General features: G+C 69.2%; 11 protein-coding genes and 1 tRNA gene. 9 read left to right on the plus strand and 3 right to left on the minus strand.

Annotated features, from left to right (window positions below):
• The 3 genes from PC39_RS12525 to surE form a co-directional block, all read right to left on the minus strand.
• The coding region (locus PC39_RS12525; RefSeq protein ID WP_353253736.1) for a PD-(D/E)XK nuclease family protein at window positions 1-2,058 on the minus strand (2,058 nt) is incomplete at its 3' end.
• Window positions 2,059-2,243: 185 nt separating this feature from the next.
• Window positions 2,244-2,320: transfer RNA gene (locus PC39_RS12530), tRNA-Arg, on the minus strand.
• A gap of 56 nt (window positions 2,321-2,376) precedes the next feature.
• Window positions 2,377-3,174 (minus strand): 5'/3'-nucleotidase SurE, encoded by a 798-nt coding sequence (gene surE / locus PC39_RS12535; protein ID WP_353253737.1) that lies wholly within the window; start codon window positions 3,172-3,174, stop codon window positions 2,377-2,379.
• 194 nt (window positions 3,175-3,368) lie between these two features.
• On the opposite strand from surE, the gene PC39_RS12540 reads away from it, so the two are divergent.
• The 9 genes from PC39_RS12540 to PC39_RS12580 all read left to right on the plus strand — a co-directional run bounded on the left by PC39_RS12540 (window position 3,369) and on the right by PC39_RS12580 (window position 14,405).
• Window positions 3,369-4,118 carry a PEP-utilizing enzyme gene (locus tag PC39_RS12540; RefSeq protein ID WP_353253738.1) on the plus strand — a complete coding sequence of 250 codons (750 nt, stop codon included), beginning with the start codon at window positions 3,369-3,371 and terminating at the stop codon, window positions 4,116-4,118.
• A 44-nt stretch (window positions 4,119-4,162) separates the two neighbouring features.
• A complete protein-coding gene (locus PC39_RS12545; RefSeq protein WP_353253739.1) occupies window positions 4,163-5,704 on the plus strand; it encodes a hypothetical protein in 1,542 nt (513 codons plus the stop codon).
• A 33-nt stretch (window positions 5,705-5,737) separates the two neighbouring features.
• Window positions 5,738-7,207, plus strand: a complete 1,470-nt coding sequence (locus PC39_RS12550; RefSeq protein ID WP_353253740.1) for a class I adenylate-forming enzyme family protein — start codon at window positions 5,738-5,740, stop codon at window positions 7,205-7,207.
• 2 nt (window positions 7,208-7,209) lie between these two features.
• Entirely contained in the window at window positions 7,210-7,812 is a 603-nt protein-coding gene (locus PC39_RS12555; RefSeq protein WP_353253741.1) for a hypothetical protein, read from the plus strand.
• Window positions 7,813-7,817: 5 nt separating this feature from the next.
• Window positions 7,818-9,614 carry a pyruvate, phosphate dikinase gene (locus tag PC39_RS12560; protein ID WP_353253742.1) on the plus strand — a complete coding sequence of 599 codons (1,797 nt, stop codon included), beginning with the start codon at window positions 7,818-7,820 and terminating at the stop codon, window positions 9,612-9,614.
• A 17-nt stretch (window positions 9,615-9,631) separates the two neighbouring features.
• Window positions 9,632-10,147 carry an acetyl-CoA carboxylase biotin carboxyl carrier protein gene (gene accB / locus PC39_RS12565; protein WP_353253743.1) on the plus strand — a complete coding sequence of 172 codons (516 nt, stop codon included), beginning with the start codon at window positions 9,632-9,634 and terminating at the stop codon, window positions 10,145-10,147.
• 3 nt (window positions 10,148-10,150) lie between these two features.
• The gene (locus PC39_RS12570; RefSeq protein ID WP_353253744.1) at window positions 10,151-11,521 is read left to right on the plus strand and encodes an acetyl-CoA carboxylase biotin carboxylase subunit; all 1,371 of its coding nucleotides are present in this window, start codon (window positions 10,151-10,153) and stop codon (window positions 11,519-11,521) included.
• 4 nt (window positions 11,522-11,525) lie between these two features.
• Window positions 11,526-12,980: a pyruvate carboxylase gene (locus tag PC39_RS12575; RefSeq protein ID WP_353253745.1), complete on the plus strand. Its 1,455-nt coding sequence runs from the start codon at window positions 11,526-11,528 to the stop codon at window positions 12,978-12,980.
• A gap of 225 nt (window positions 12,981-13,205) precedes the next feature.
• Window positions 13,206-14,405 (plus strand): thiolase family protein, encoded by a 1,200-nt coding sequence (locus PC39_RS12580; RefSeq protein ID WP_353253746.1) that lies wholly within the window; start codon window positions 13,206-13,208, stop codon window positions 14,403-14,405.
• Window positions 14,406-14,597: the final 192 nt, after the last annotated feature.

A 14,597-nucleotide genomic window follows, 5' to 3' on the forward strand; every position in this document is an offset into this window, starting at 1 on the left:
CCCCGCCGTTTCCGCACAGGCCCGGGCCTCGGCCAGCCGGGTCCGCCGGTCCAGCGCCGCCAGGGCGCCGGCGGAATCGTGGCGGGCGAAGAAAAGCTGCAGCGACCGGTGCAGAAGCTGCCCGCGCTCGCGGGCGTCGACCCCGAGCCGCGGCCGCTCCAGGGCGGCCGCGCCCAGGCGGTGGCGCCCGAAGGCGCGCATCGGACAATCGGACTGTGCCGCCAGGGCGCCGGTGCCGCCCGGCGCGCGGGCGTCCGCCAATGCCGGTCCCCTCCGGTCCTCGATTCGTTCGTGGTCGTCGGCGGTGGCGAGCACATCGCGCAACAGGTGCAGGTCGGCCTCGGCGATGCGTGCCGGCGACACCTCGGGCAGAGACGCGATCACCGGGCTGGGCGCACGCTCGCGGTCACCCTCCCAACACGCATGGCTGACCACCACCTCGGGCGCGGCGGCGAGGAGATGGCCCGTCAGCCGCTCGATGTACTCGCGCTCGCGTTCGGCACCGGCATGCGGCATGCCCAGACGGCGCTGCAGCTCGGCGGGCAGCCAGGGATTGGGACGCGGCGCCGGCGGCCAGACCTCGTCGTCCAGCCCCGCGATCCAGACATAATCGAAACGTTGGCCCAGGGCCTCCAACGGCCCCATCACCTGCAGCCGCCGCGCCGGCGTGCGCGGCTGGAAGACGGCGTCGGCGGCGAGCCGGCGCAGGTGCCCCAGGGCCTCGCCACGATCCATGGCGCCGGTCACGGCATCCAGGCCGGCGAAGCGGTCCAGCAGATCCTCCCAGGCGGCGAGTTGCTGATACTCGGCGCTGTCGAGACCGCGCTCCCCGGGCCAGCCCAGCGTGTGCAGGGCGCGCGAGAACAGCTCGGCCCAGGCTCCCGGCGGACGCCGCCCGCCGGCATCGCGCTGGTGCACGAACAATCGTTGCAGCGCGGCGTCGAAGTCCGGCGCCAGCACCGCGGTCTCGGCGGCGTCCTCGGCCGGCCGGCCGCTGCGCAGGGCGCGCAGCACATCCACCAGCCAGACCTCCGGCTCCCCGCGGCGCCGGAGCCGCGCGTCCAGCACGGCCCGGCCCGGGGCCTCGCGATCGCCGCCGGTGACGAACGGCGATCGCAGCAGCGCCCCCAGCTCCAGGGTGTCGATGCGACCGGCCAGCAGCGCCAGGATGCGCAGCCCCGCGCGCACCATCGGGTAGGCGTCCAGCGGCCGGCCCAGGGAGATGTTGTAGGCCGGCCGCGGGGTCGTTTCGAGCAGCGCGCGCGGCTGCAGCACATCGTCGAAGACCCGCTGCAGGCGGGTGCGCCGGGTGGCCAGGGCCGGCACGACCACGGCCACGCGCGCGGCGGGATCGGACGCCAGCCGCGTCCGTGCCCAGCCGGCCGCGCGCGCCAGTTCGTCCTCGTCGTCGTGACAGACCGTGCGCCGCGTTTCGCCGGCGCTATCCGGCAGGGCCGGCACCTCGACCCGGGCGCCGGCGGCCCCGGCCGCGTCCAGCAGGTGCCGCTGCTGCGGCGTCAGTTCGTCGAATCCCGCCAGCACGACGGCGGGCGGCGGCGTCAGCGTTCCCGCCGCGAACGCAGCCGCGAGCCGGTCCGGCAGGACCGCGGGGTCGAGCCAGCCGTGCCGGCGGCACTCGCCCGCGAACGCGTCCGCCCAGCCGGCGAACGCGGCCACATCCTCACCCCAGTGACCACCCGCTTCCCGCAGGGACAAGCGCCAGGCGTGCATCAGACGCCAGGCTTCGTCGGCCCCGCGCGCCGCGGCGGCGGCATCCATCAGCCCGGCATCCGAGGACGCCACGAGCCGATGCCAAACGACGGCGGTCTGGTCGGGGGTCAACAATGCCTCGCCGCCGGCCCCGGCGGCGAACTCCAGCTCCTCCCAGAGACTGCGCAGCCAGGCATCCCAGGGCAAAACGAGAGGTGTATCCCAGCAATCCAGACCCGCCGCCTGCTGGCGCTCGGCGTGGACGCCCCGCCAGGCACGCGCCAGCCGGCGGGTGGCGGTGACCACCGTCTCCCCCGCCTCCATGGCGGCTGTTACGCGATCTTCCATGAGTCACTCGGGCCGTGCATGGCCGTATGCTACCGGAGACACCTGCCACCGGGCACTGCCGGGCTCGCATCCGTGACGGCCGCCACCCGCACAATGCGGGCTTGAGCGGCTGCTGTCCTACGGGGCCGGCCTGCTGACGCTGCTGGTCGGGCAGTCGCCGGGCGCGAGTCGATCGCGGCCCTGCTTGGTGCCCCGGGCAGGATTCGAACCTGCGACCTGCCGCTTAGGAGGCGGCTGCTCTATCCGACTGAGCTACCGGGGCCGCGCAGCGGCCCCATAGCCTAAGGCAACCGCCCCGGGAACGACAGACCGCCGCGGTCAGTCCCCGGTGGGCAGGTCCTTCGGCATCGCCCGGGCGAGGCTCGCGCGCGCCTCGTGGGCGGTCAGGTTGAGATGCATGGGCGTGACCGAGACCTGGTTGTGCAGCATCGCCTCCAGGTCCGTGTCCGGATGCGCGTTGCCCTCGGGATAGCTCAACCGGATCCAGTAGTACGGCACCTCGCGGCCGTCCAGGCGCCGCTCGGGGATGAAGGCGCCGGGGGGGCGCTGGCCCTGGGTGGTGACACGCACGCCGCGCACGTCCTCGGGGGGCACGTCCGGGAAGTTGATATTCACGAACAGGCCCGGCGTCCACTCCTCCCAGGCCAGCAGGCTCTCCAGCAACGGCGGCAGGAAGCGCTCCGAGGTCGCCCAGTGGGTATCGCCGCCGAGCACGAAGACCTGGCTGATGGCGACCGAAGGGATGCCCAGGAGCGTGCCCTCCATGGCCGCGGCGGCGGTGCCGGAGTAGGTCAGGTCCTCGGCCAGGTTGGCGCCGCGGTTGATGCCCGACAGCAGCATGGTCGGCCGGCGGTCGGTCATCAGCTCGTAGACCGCGAGCAGGGCGCAGTCGGTCGGCGTGCCCTTGATCGCGAAGCGCCGGTCGCCGACCTCGCGCACGCGCACCGGCTGGGTGATCGACAGCGAATGCGACGCGCCGGATTTCTCCTCGTCGGGCGCGACGACCCAGACATCGTCGGTGAAACGGCGCGCGATGTTCTCCAGAAGCTTGATCCCGGGCGCCTCGATACCGTCGTCGTTGACCAGCAGGATGCGGTGCTCGGCATTGTTTTGCATGGTTCTCCTCGCTTCGCCCGGACGGCCGATTCCCTTGCCGGGACTTGGCAAGCGGCCCGTCCGGTGTTAATTGTAGTACAAAGTTGTAGCACTTTATGGTTCACTGTACCGTAAAGGGCGAGTGCGAGATACCGGCCGCAGCAGCGGTCGGTCGGACGAAAAAGGCCTTTCCAGACAAAGCCGATCAGGAGGAGATGATGGCCCGGCTATACCTCGATACCGATAAGTACGGCGACGAGTCTCCGTCGCCCGTGGTCGCCGCGTTCCACAGCGCCCTGCACGATATCGTGCGCAAGCGCTGGAAGGAATCGGGCGACGAGTGGAAGGACTTCGTCTTCGGCAAGGCCGTGGAATCGATCACCGCCGAGGACTTCGAGCAGGTCGAGAAGACCCTGCTCGACGCCGGGCATCGCTTCGACTGGTCCGCCGCCATCTCGCCGCAGGAACGGCCGGAGGCCTACAAGCCGGCCGCCGGCACCTCGGACGAGGAGATGGCGGACTTCTGCTTCGAGCATCCCGACGCCCCGACCGCCGAGGCCGACGGCGAGGGCCGCGAGCTGCGCGGCGTCGGCGACAACGTCGTGCGTTACGACGACAACACGGTCGGTATCGCGCGCTATGTGCGTGCCAGCAACCGCGTCCTCCAGTGGCTGACCGACGGCGTGCCGGAGGACACCATCGCGATCATCGACGACTCCGGCGGCACCCTGACCGCGCCCATCCTGGAGCAGTTCAAGGGCGTGATCTGTGCCGGCGGCACCGTCCGTTCGCACCTCGGCATCCTCACGCGCGAGTACGGCATCCCCTGCCTGATGAACGCCAAGATCGACGGCATCAAGGAAGGCGAGCGGGTGGAATTCGAATCCAGCGCCCGGGCCAAGACCGCCGAGGACTACCAGAGCGGCAAGGAAGTGACCGCCAACGTCTGGCGGCTGAACCGCTGAACCGACGACGCCGACGCGCACGACTATAACGAGGAGATTCTGCGATGAAGCTCGATTATCCGCAGCTGCTGGAGACCAACAACCTGCTCCAGAAGAACACCGACGAGACCTACTGGCTCTGTGTCACCCGCACGGTGCAGGAATCCAAGCTGTTCCCGGTGCCGGCCTACATGCTGTTGTCCTACCTCAACGGCGTGTACCGCTATCCGACCCTGCTCAAGAAGATCGAGGAGCACATGCCGGCCGAGGAGCTCGGCGACCGGGCGCGCCACATGGGCACCAAGGCCCAGGGCCTGTCGATGTGGGGCCTGCCCTGCTTCTACCTGCTGGGCCGCGAGTGGCTGATCAACATGGGCCTGATGCGTCCCGAGGACGCCGCCGAGGATGTCGCCTACATCTGCGACTTCTGGAAGCGCTACGAGCTGTCCATGCGCCGCAATTCCGGCCACATGACCGCGGTCGAGGCCGGCCACCGCTCGCAGCTCCACCCCGAGCGCCAGCTCCAGGTCTTCCACGCCGACATGTTCAGCTGCAAGCCCGGCGACGAGCTGCACGAGGCGGCCCAGACCTTCGTCGCCTCCGCCTCGCAGTACGGCTTCCTGATCTCCTGCGAGAGCCGCATCAGCCTGCACAACCACGGCCCCTATCGCCTGGGCGAGGGCCGTGAGCTGCTCGTGCGCGATTTCCTGGACCTGGCCGAGCACGACTTCCCCTGGCTGGACGGCGTCGCCGAGGACATGCCCTACAACAACCTCACGGTACCGATGGCCACCGAGGGCGTGCACTTCAACATCCTCGACGACTGGGGCAGTTTCGAGTCCGAGCCCGAGTTCAAGGGCCACCACATCCGCGGTGTCGGCCTCTACACCTCGGACGCCCTGTCCGACGGCTTCGAGCCCGTGGGCATGGGCAGCCGCCAGGAGCTGATCGACACCTTCAACGAGCTCAACGAGCGCGTGAAGGAGGCCATGGGCCGGCTCTGGAAGCGCATCGCCGGCTGGTCGCGCGACCAGATGCTGGACGCCGGCGCCATCACCTACTACTCGGTGTTCAAGGACCTGGCGCACATCGCCGGCTGCTACGACCCGGACGACTGGATGAAGATCGACGAGCGCGCCGAGCGTTTCCGTCCGCTGCTCAACGACGAGTACAGCCGTGACCTGCTGGGCGAGATCTGCCTCGGCACCGGCCCGAGCCACCAGATCAGCGAATACATGATGATGCAGCACAACAACCAGCCGCGCCGCATCTACTCGCCGATCCCCTACTCGATCCTCAGCGACGGCGATTACACCCCGACCGTCGGCGGCCTGCGCCCGGGCATCACCTACCTGGACGAGAAGCAGGACCGCTATCGCACCACCCGCGGCGTGCTCGGCATCGACGAGTACAACAAGAAGGCCCGCGAATTCCGGCCAGACTTCCACGCGGACGAGTTCCGGTTCTGCTGCGAGACCACGGTCAAGTACCAGTACGACAGCGAGCGGACCAACGAGCTGTACCGGCTGCACCAGAAGCATTCGCGCAACCTCAAGGACAAGGGCGCGGGCCTCAAGCACGCCGACATCGACAAGCTGGCCGAGTAGGCCGGATACGTCCACCACAACCAAGCGAGCATCATGCAAATCGGATCCTTGATCCGGCGGGCGGCGCGCCAGTTCGGCGACGCCCCCTGCCTCACCGAAGGCGAGCGGACGATCAGCTTCCGTGAGTTCGACGCCGCCACCGACCGTCTCGGCAACGCCCTGCTCGGGCTGGGCCTCAAGCCCGGCGACCGGGTGGGCGTGCTGCTGCCCAACAGCATCGATTGCCTGGTCGCCTACTACGCCCTGGCGAAGTCGGGGCTGATCCGGGTGGGCCTGAACACCCGCGAGACCATGGACGATCACACCTACAAGCTGGGCGAGAGCGGCTGCCGGGCGGTGATCCACGACAGCGGCGAGTCCTTCGACACCGAGATGGTGATCGACCGCCAGCGGCTGCGCGAGCTGATCGACGGCGGCGAGCAGAAGGCCTGCGCCGTGGATCGTCCGTTGGACGCGCCCTACCGCATGGGCTTCACCGGCGGCACGACCGGTCGTCCGAAGGGCGTGGTGCTGTCCACCCAGGGCGAGCTCACCGAGATCTCGGTGTTCCTGATGGATCTGGTGCCGGACATCCGCGAGGGCGACACCTTCCTGCACGCCGCCCCGATCGCGCATGCCTCGGGCGCCTTCTTCCTGCCCGCGATCGCGCGCGGCGCCCACTCGCTGATCATGCCCAAGTTCGATCCGGAGAAGTTCGTCGAGCTGGCCGAGGGCAGCGGCGCCAGCCTGACCTTCCTGGTGCCGACGATGCTGGCGATGATCCTGGAGGTGCCGGGCGTGGACAAGGCGGACCTCAAGTTCCGCCGCATCGCCTACGGCGCGTCGCCCATCTCGCCGCGCCTGCTGGAGCGGGCCGAGGCCCGCTTCGGGCGGATTTTCGCCCAGACCTACGGCCAGGCCGAGGCGCCCATGGCGATCACCTGCCTCAAGCCCGAGGATCACGACCGGGTGGGCTCCTGCGGCCGGCCCTACGCCACCGTGGACGTCGCCGTGTTCGACGACGACGACAACGAGCTGCCCCCCGGCGAGAGCGGCGAAATCGTCACCCGCGGCCCGCAGACCATGATGGAGTACTGGAACCGGCCGGAGGCGACGGAGAAGACCTTCCGCAACGGCTGGCTGCACACCGGCGACATCGGGCAGATGGACGAGGACGGGTTCTTCTACCTCCTCGACCGCAAGAACGACATGCTCATCTCGGGCGGCTTCAACGTCTACCCGCGCGAGGTCGAGGATGTCCTGATGGGCTGCGAGGGCGTGGTCGAGGCGGCCGTGATCGGCCTGCCGGACGAGAAATGGGGCGACCGCGTGCACGCGGTGGTCGCCGGCCGCGACGACCTCGACACCGACACGGTGATGGCCTATGCCCGCGAGCACCTCGCCGGCTACAAGCGCCCCAAGGGCGTCGAGGTCTGGCCGGAGCTGCCCAAGAGCGCCGCCAACAAGATCCTGCGCCGCACCGTGCGTGAGCGCATTCTCGAACGCGAGAAAGGAGGGAACTGAACATGCGTGACCTTTCGCTGGTCCTGCACGGCATCGCCATCAAGAAGTACGGCACCGCCGAGCAGGTCGCCGACATCACCGGACTGGAACCCGACCGCGTCGAGACCCTGCTCGCGGAGGCGGTGGAAAAGGGCCGGGTGAGCGAGGCCAAGGGCAAGTACATGCTCACCCCGGCGGCCCAGATCACGCTCAAGGGCGAGTACGCCAAGGCGTACGGCGACCTGCGCGAGGACGCCGACTTCATGGCCGCCTACGAGGAATTCGAGCGGATCAACGTCGAGTTCAAGCAGTTGATCACGCAGTGGCAGACCATGGAGGTCGGCGGCCAGACCGTGGCCAACGACCACTCCGACCCGGACTACGACGCCGACATCATCGACCGGCTGGGCGAGGTGCACGAACGCGTCGAGCGGGTGCTCGACCGCCTCGCGGCCAAGGAGCCGCGCATGACCCGCTACAAGGAAAAGCTCCTGGAGGCCCTGGAGAAGTCCGAGGACGGCGATCATAAGTGGGTCAGCGACGCCACCATCGACAGCTACCACACCGTCTGGTTCGAGCTGCACGAGGACCTGCTCCGCGTCGTCGGCCGGGAACGGGAGGAATGACCGCCATGGCCGATTCCGACGACACCACACAGGGTGCCCTCGAAGGCCGCTGGGTCCTGGCGCTGGACGGCAGCCGTCTGCCCGAACGCGAGCTGATCGGCGGCAAGGCCTGGTCGATCGCGCGCATGCGCACCCTCGACCTGCCCGTGCCCCCGGCCTTCGTGGTCACCACCGCGGCCTGCGCCGAATACCTGCGCACCGGCGACCTGCCCGAGGGTCTCGACGACGAGATCGACGCCGGCATCCGCTGGCTCGAGGAGCGCACCGGCCGCAGCTTCGGCGAGGGCGATTCCCCGATGCTGGTGTCCGTGCGCTCCGGCGCCGCCATCTCCATGCCCGGGATGATGGACACCGTCCTCAACCTCGGCATCAACGAGGACACCATGCGTGCCCTGGCCGCGGAATCCGGCGACGAGCGCTTCGCGCGCGACACCTATCGCCGCTTCTACGAGCTCTACGCCCAGATCGTGCTCAAGGCCACGCCGCCCCCGCTGGACCCGGACGACGACCTCGAGGCCTGGCGGGAAGCGATCGAGGCGGCCGCCCCCGGCGCCACCGCCGGCGGCGTGCGCGACCAGTTGCGCGATACCGTCCGGGCGGTCTTCGATTCCTGGACCTCGCGGCGCGCCAAGCGCTACCGCAAGCACCACGACATCCCCGACGACCTGGGCACCGCCGTCACCGTGCAGGCCATGGTCTTCGGCAACCTCGACCAGCGCAGCGGCACCGGCGTGCTCTTCACCCGGAATCCGCTGACCGGCGAGCGCGAGCCCTACGGCGAATACCTGCCGCAGGCCCAGGGCGAGGACGTGGTATCCGGCAAGTTCACGCCGCGCACCCTGGACGAGATGCACAACAGCGTCCCGGACGCCCACGAGCAGTTGCTGGTCGCGGCACGCACCCTGGAAGAGGCCAACGGCGACGTCCAGGACATCGAGTTCACGGTGCAGCACGGCGTGCTCTACCTGCTGCAGGCGCGTGCCGCCAAGCGCGCGCCGGCCGCGGCCGTGCGCATCGCCGTGGACATGCAGCGCGACGGCGTGATCGACCCCGACGAGGCCCTGCGCCGGGTCGCCCCGGCCCAGGTCCACAGCCTGCTCAGCCCGCGCCTCAGCGATGGCGCCGCCGAGTCGGCGGAATGCGTCGCCCAGGGTCAGGGCGCCTGCCCCGGCATCGGCATCGGTACCGTGGTGACCAGCGCCGACGAGGCCGAGCGTCGCGCCGGCGAGGGCGAGGACGTCGTCCTGGCCAGCGCCACCACCAGTCCCGACGACGTGCACGGCATGCTCGCGGCCCGCGCCGTGATCACCGAGCTCGGCGGCTCGACCTCCCATGCGGCCGTCGTGGGCCGCGCCCTGGGCCTGCCCTCCGTGGTGGGCTGCGGCGAGGGCACCGTCACCGCCCTGGCGGGCGAGACCGTCACCGTCGACGGCACCGAGGGCCGCGTCTATCGCGGCGCCCTCGACGTGGTCGTGCCCGACGAGCGCGACGACGACCGCCTGCGCGAGCTGCTGGAATGGGCCGCCGAGCGCAGTCCGCTGGCCGTGCATCGTCCCGACGACGCCCCCGAGGGCGACATCGTCGATCTGGACGCCGCCGCCGACGGCGCCGATCCCGACAAGCTGGGCGACCTGATCGCCGGGCGCGATGGCGCCCGCGGCGGGGCCATCGCGAGCGAGGAAGGCGTCGCCGCCGCGCTCGCCGCCGGCCTGCGATTCATCGTCGCCGAGCCCACGCTGCCGCCGCTGCTGGCGGCCGTGCACGCCGACCAGACCGCCCAAAGCGAATCAAAAACCGACTGACCGGAGCCGTCCGCGCCATGGAAAACATCAAACCGGAGGACATCAAGGTCCTTATCGAGCTGTTCGACCAAACCGAATGGCGAGAGCTGTCCCTGGAGGTCGAGGGCCTCAACCTGTTCCTGTCCAAGGACGCCAACGCGCACCGGCCGCAACCGGCCGCCCCGGCCGCGGACAGCGCGCCGGCGGCGAGCCCGGCGCCCGCGGCGGCCAAGAAGGGAAGCGCCGAACCCGCGGCCAAGCCGGCCGCGAGCGAGGCGTCCGCCAAGACCGGCGCCGAGCCCCCGGAGGGCACGGTGGCGGTTCGGGCGCCCAACCTGGGCACCTTCTACCGCTCGCCCAAGCCGGGCGCCGAGCCCTATGTCGAGGTCGGCCAGGAGGTCGACGAGGACACCGAGATCTGCCTGATCGAGGTGATGAAGCTGTTCACCCCGGTCTCGGCGGGCGTCAAGGGCGTCGTGCGCCAGATCTGCGTCGAGGACGGCCAGATGGTCGAGCACGACGAGCCCCTCATCTATATCGAACCGGCCGAGTAGGTCATGCCTGTCAAGCGCGTATTCGTCGCCAACCGCGGTGAGATCGCCGTGCGCGTGATCCGCGCGGCGCAGGCGCTGGGCATCGAGACCGTGCTCGGCACCTCCGCCGCCGACAAGGACGGCCTGGGCGCGACCCTGGCCGACCGCTCGGTGGTGCTGGGCCCCGCCCAGGCCGCCCGCAGCTATCTCGACGAGAAGCTGATCGTGCACGCCGCCAAGGCCACCGGCTGCGACGCCCTGCATCCCGGCTACGGCTTCCTCTCCGAGCGGCCCGCCCTGGCGCGGCTGTGCGAGGAGGAAGGCATCGCCTTCGTCGGCCCGCGGCCCGAGACCATCGAAGCCCTGGGCGACAAGCTCAGCGCCCGCCGCATCGCGGAGGCCTCCGACGTGCCGCTGGTCCCGGGCACGCCGGCGATGGAATCGGCCGAGGCCGCCCGCGAGGCCGCGGACGAGATCGGCTATCCCGTGGTCATGAAGGCCACCGCCGGCGGCGGCGGCCGCGGCATGTTCTTCGCCCGCGGCCCCGAGGAGATCACCGCCTCGTTCGGCAAGGCCTCCGAGGAGGCCCGGGCGGCGTTCGGCGACGGCTCGCTCTACATCGAGCGTTTCGTCGAGAACGCCCGTCACGTCGAGGTCCAGGTGATGGGCGACGGCGAGGGCAAGGTGGTGCACTTCGGGGAACGCGACTGCTCGGTGCAGCGCCGCTATCAGAAGGTGATCGAGGAAGCGCCCTGCACGGTGATGCCGGAGGATGTCCGCGCCGACCTGCACGCCGCCGCGGTCAAGCTGACTTCGGACCTGAACTACCGCAACGCCGGCACCGTGGAATTCCTCTACGACGTCGACCGCAACGAGTTCTACTTCATCGAGGTCAACGCCCGCATCCAGGTCGAGCATCCGGTCACCGAGTGCATTTCCGGGCAGGACCTGGTCGGGTTGCAGCTACGAATCGCCGGCGGCGAGGGGCTGGACCTGGAACAATCGGATATCGCGCTCGGCGGCCATGCCATCGAGTGCCGCATCAACGCCGAGGACGCGGACCACGATTTCCGCCCCAGTCCGGGACGCATCAAGCACTGGACGCCGCCCACCGGCGAGAACGTGCGGCTGGACACCTTCTGCCGCGAGGGCGACCTGATCCCGCCGTTCTACGACAGCATGATCGGCAAGCTCATCGTCCACGGCTCGGATCGCGACGACGCCGTTCGGCGCATGCTCGCGGCCCTCGACGACTTCACCATCGAGGGGCTGACCACGAACCTGAACTTCCAGCGGTTCATCATCGGCCACCCCGATTTCCGGAACAACGCAATCACGACGCGATGGCTGGAGCAGACCGGCCTGCCCGCCTTCGCAGAACGACAGGAGCAATAACGCCATGGCGCATATCGAATTCCTCGACGAGACCATGCGGGACGGGCAGCAGAGCCTCTGGGGCATGCAGATGCGCTGCGGCATGGCCCTGCCGATCGCGCCCACGATCGACCGCACCGGTTATCGGGTGATCGACCTGACCGGCTCGTCGATGTTCGAGGTGCTGATCCGCACCAACCACGAGAACCCCTGGGAGGGCCTGGACCTGCTCACCGGCGCCATGCCCAACACCCCGATCCGCGGCGGCATGCGGGCCAACGCCTCGGTGACCTTCGGCGTCACCCCGGACGTGCTCATGGACATGTGGATGCGCCAGCTCAACGAGCACGGCTGCCGCTCGTTCTGGGTCTACGACGTCCTGTTCAACATCGACAAGATGCACCGCCTGGCCAAGGTCGCCAAGGAGTACGGCTCCGAGGTCGCGGGCGCGATCATGTTCACCTCCAGCCCGGTGCACACCGACGAGTATTACGCCGACAAGGCCGACAAGCTCTCGGCCTGCCCGGACATCGACACCCTGCTGCTGTACGACACGGCGGGCGTGCTCGACCGCGAGCGCATGGAGACCCTGGTGCCGGCGATCCAGAAGAACGCCCGCGGCAAGCCCATCGAGTTCCACTCGAACAACATCCTGGGCATGTCTGCCAAGGCCTACTGCGACGCCATCGACCTGGGCATCACCATCCTGCATACCGCCAGCCGGCCGATGGCCAACGGCCCGTCCGTGCCCTCGACCGAGATCATGACCCGCAACGTCGAGCTGCTGGGCCATACCCACGATCTCGACACCTCCCTGCTGCCGCCGGTGGCCGAGCACTTCGAGAAGGTGGGCAAGGCCGCGGGCTTCCTGGTCAACCAGCACTACGAGTACGACGTACTTTCCGCCCAACACCAGATCCCCGGCGGCATGATCGGCACGCTGCGCGCGCAGATGGCCAAGCAAAACATGATGGACCGCATGGACGAGGTCCTGCGCGAGACCGCCAAGGTGCGCAAGGAGCTGGGCTACCCCGGCATGGCCACGCCCTTCTCCCAGCTCGTGGGCACCCAGGCGGTGCTCAACCTGGTCAGCGGCGAGCGCTACAAGATCGTGCCGGACGAAGTGATCCAGTACGCCGCCGGCTTCTACGGCGAGCCCGTGGCGCCGATCGACGAGGACGTCTACGACCGCATCATGAACGCCCCGCGCGCCAAGAAGGTCATCGCGGAGCCGCCGGAGCAGCCGACCCTGCAGGAGCTGGAGCAGCGTTACGGCACCAAGGACCACGACGAGCTGATCCTGCGGGCCCTGGTCCCGGAGGCGGACCTGAAGAAGATGCGCGAGGCCGGCCCGGTGCGGCGCGACTATCCCCTGCTCTCCTCGCCGGAGCTGGACCAGTTGCGCTACCTGCTGAAGATCGCCAACACGCCGGTGGTGCAGATTCAGTCCGCCGACATGAACCTGTCGCTGCGGCGCTGAGGATCCACCCGATCAACCACAGAGGCACAGGGACACAGCGTCTCAAGGAATCGATAATTAAAGATATTCCTCTCCGTGCCTGTGTGTCTCTGTGGTTTGTCACTCAAAGAACTGGCCGAAAGCTTCAAGTATTGTTTCGCCACTTAGGCACAAGGACAAAACGGTTTTGAGTTGCTTTTTCTTTGTGTCCTCTGTGTCTCTGTGGTTAGCGAAAAGAGAGTACACATGACCCAGAGACGCGCTGTCATCATCGACGTCGTCCGCACCCCCTTCGGCCGCGGCCGCGAGGGCGGTCTGCTGACGCCCTGGCACCCGGTGGACCTGTACGCTTCGGTCCTGGAAGCGCTGGTGGCGCGCACCGGCATCGACCCGGTACTGGTCGAGGACGTGATCACCGGCTGCGTGATCCAGGTCGCCGAGCAGGCCGCGAACATCGGCCGCCAGGCCGTGCTCGCCGCCGGCTTCCCGGAGTCCGTGCCGGCGGTCACCCTCGACCGCAAGTGCGGCTCCTCGCAGCAGGCGGTGGATTTCGCCGCCCAGGGCGTGATCGCCGGCGCCTACGACCTGGTGATCGCCGGCGGCGTGGAGATGATGAGCCGGGTGCCGATGCGTGCCAACCGCATGGGCAAGGACAACCTGGGCCCCAAGCTGCGGGCCCGCTACGGCGAGGGCCTGGTCGGCCAGGGCGTGTCCGCCGACCTGATCGCCTCGCACTGGGGCATCGGCCGCGAGGCGCAGGACGCCTTCGCGCTGCGCTCGCATCAGCTCGCGGCGGCGGCCGAGGACGACGGCGGCACCTTCCGCGACATCCTGCCGTTGACGCTCGAGGACGAGGACGGCGAGCACCGCGCCACGCGCGACGAGGGCCTGCGCCGCGACACCAGCCTGGAAAAGCTGGCCGGACTGTCCCCCGCCTTCGAGAAACCGGAACTCGCCGAACGCTTCCCGGACGTGGACTGGACCGTGACCGCCGGCAACGCCAGCCAGATCTCGGACGGCGCCTCGGCGGTGCTGGTCGCCGAGGAGCGCACCGCCGAGAAGCTGGGCCTGATCCCGCGCGCGGCCGTGAACGGCTTCGCGGTCATGGGCGACGACCCGATCATGATGCTCACCGGCGTCATCCCCGCGACACGCAAGCTGCTGAAGCGCACGGGGGTGACACTGGACGACATCGACCGCTTCGAGGTCAACGAGGCCTTCGCCTCGGTGGTGCTGGCCTGGCAGAAGGAACTCGCGGCCGACCCCGACAAGGTCAATGTCTACGGCGGTGCCATCGCCCTGGGCCACCCCGTCGGCGCCTCCGGCGCCCGTCTCATGGGCAACCTGGTCCGGGCCCTGGAGGACAGCGGCGGCCGCTACGGCCTGCAGACCATGTGCGAGTCCGGCGGCATGGCCAACGCCACCCTGATCGAGCGTCTCGGCTGATTTTTGACTAACCACAGAGGCACAGAGGCACAGAGAAAATTGATGGTGTCATGCCGGACGCGCCGGGGGCGTGATCCGGCATCCAGAGCCAACTTTCACCACCAATTAAAATTCCTGCGTCCGGACCACGGGCCGCGCTTACGCGCACATGGGACAACAAGCAATCGTCTCTCTTGCCTCTGCGCGCCTCCG

Origin of the sequence: Salinisphaera sp. PC39 (assembly GCF_040361335.1) — a bacterium.
In the GTDB taxonomy this organism is placed as follows: Bacteria; Pseudomonadota; Gammaproteobacteria; order Nevskiales; family Salinisphaeraceae; genus APNM01.

Bases quoted from the DNA above. Each gene is read 5' to 3' on its own strand.
- PC39_RS12575 (WP_353253745.1), top strand. From the start codon at position 11,526: ATGGCGCATATCGAATTCCTCGACGAGACCATGCGGGACGGGCAGCAG.
- PC39_RS12580 (WP_353253746.1), top strand. From the start codon at position 13,206: ATGACCCAGAGACGCGCTGTCATCATCGACGTCGTCCGCACCCCCTTC.
- surE (WP_353253737.1), bottom strand. From the start codon at position 3,174: ATGCAAAACAATGCCGAGCACCGCATCCTGCTGGTCAACGACGACGGT.
- PC39_RS12560 (WP_353253742.1), top strand. From the start codon at position 7,818: ATGGCCGATTCCGACGACACCACACAGGGTGCCCTCGAAGGCCGCTGG.
- PC39_RS12545 (WP_353253739.1), top strand. From the start codon at position 4,163: ATGAAGCTCGATTATCCGCAGCTGCTGGAGACCAACAACCTGCTCCAG.
- PC39_RS12555 (WP_353253741.1), top strand. From the start codon at position 7,210: ATGCGTGACCTTTCGCTGGTCCTGCACGGCATCGCCATCAAGAAGTAC.
- PC39_RS12550 (WP_353253740.1), top strand. From the start codon at position 5,738: ATGCAAATCGGATCCTTGATCCGGCGGGCGGCGCGCCAGTTCGGCGAC.
- PC39_RS12570 (WP_353253744.1), top strand. From the start codon at position 10,151: ATGCCTGTCAAGCGCGTATTCGTCGCCAACCGCGGTGAGATCGCCGTG.
- PC39_RS12540 (WP_353253738.1), top strand. From the start codon at position 3,369: ATGATGGCCCGGCTATACCTCGATACCGATAAGTACGGCGACGAGTCT.
- accB (WP_353253743.1), top strand. From the start codon at position 9,632: ATGGAAAACATCAAACCGGAGGACATCAAGGTCCTTATCGAGCTGTTC.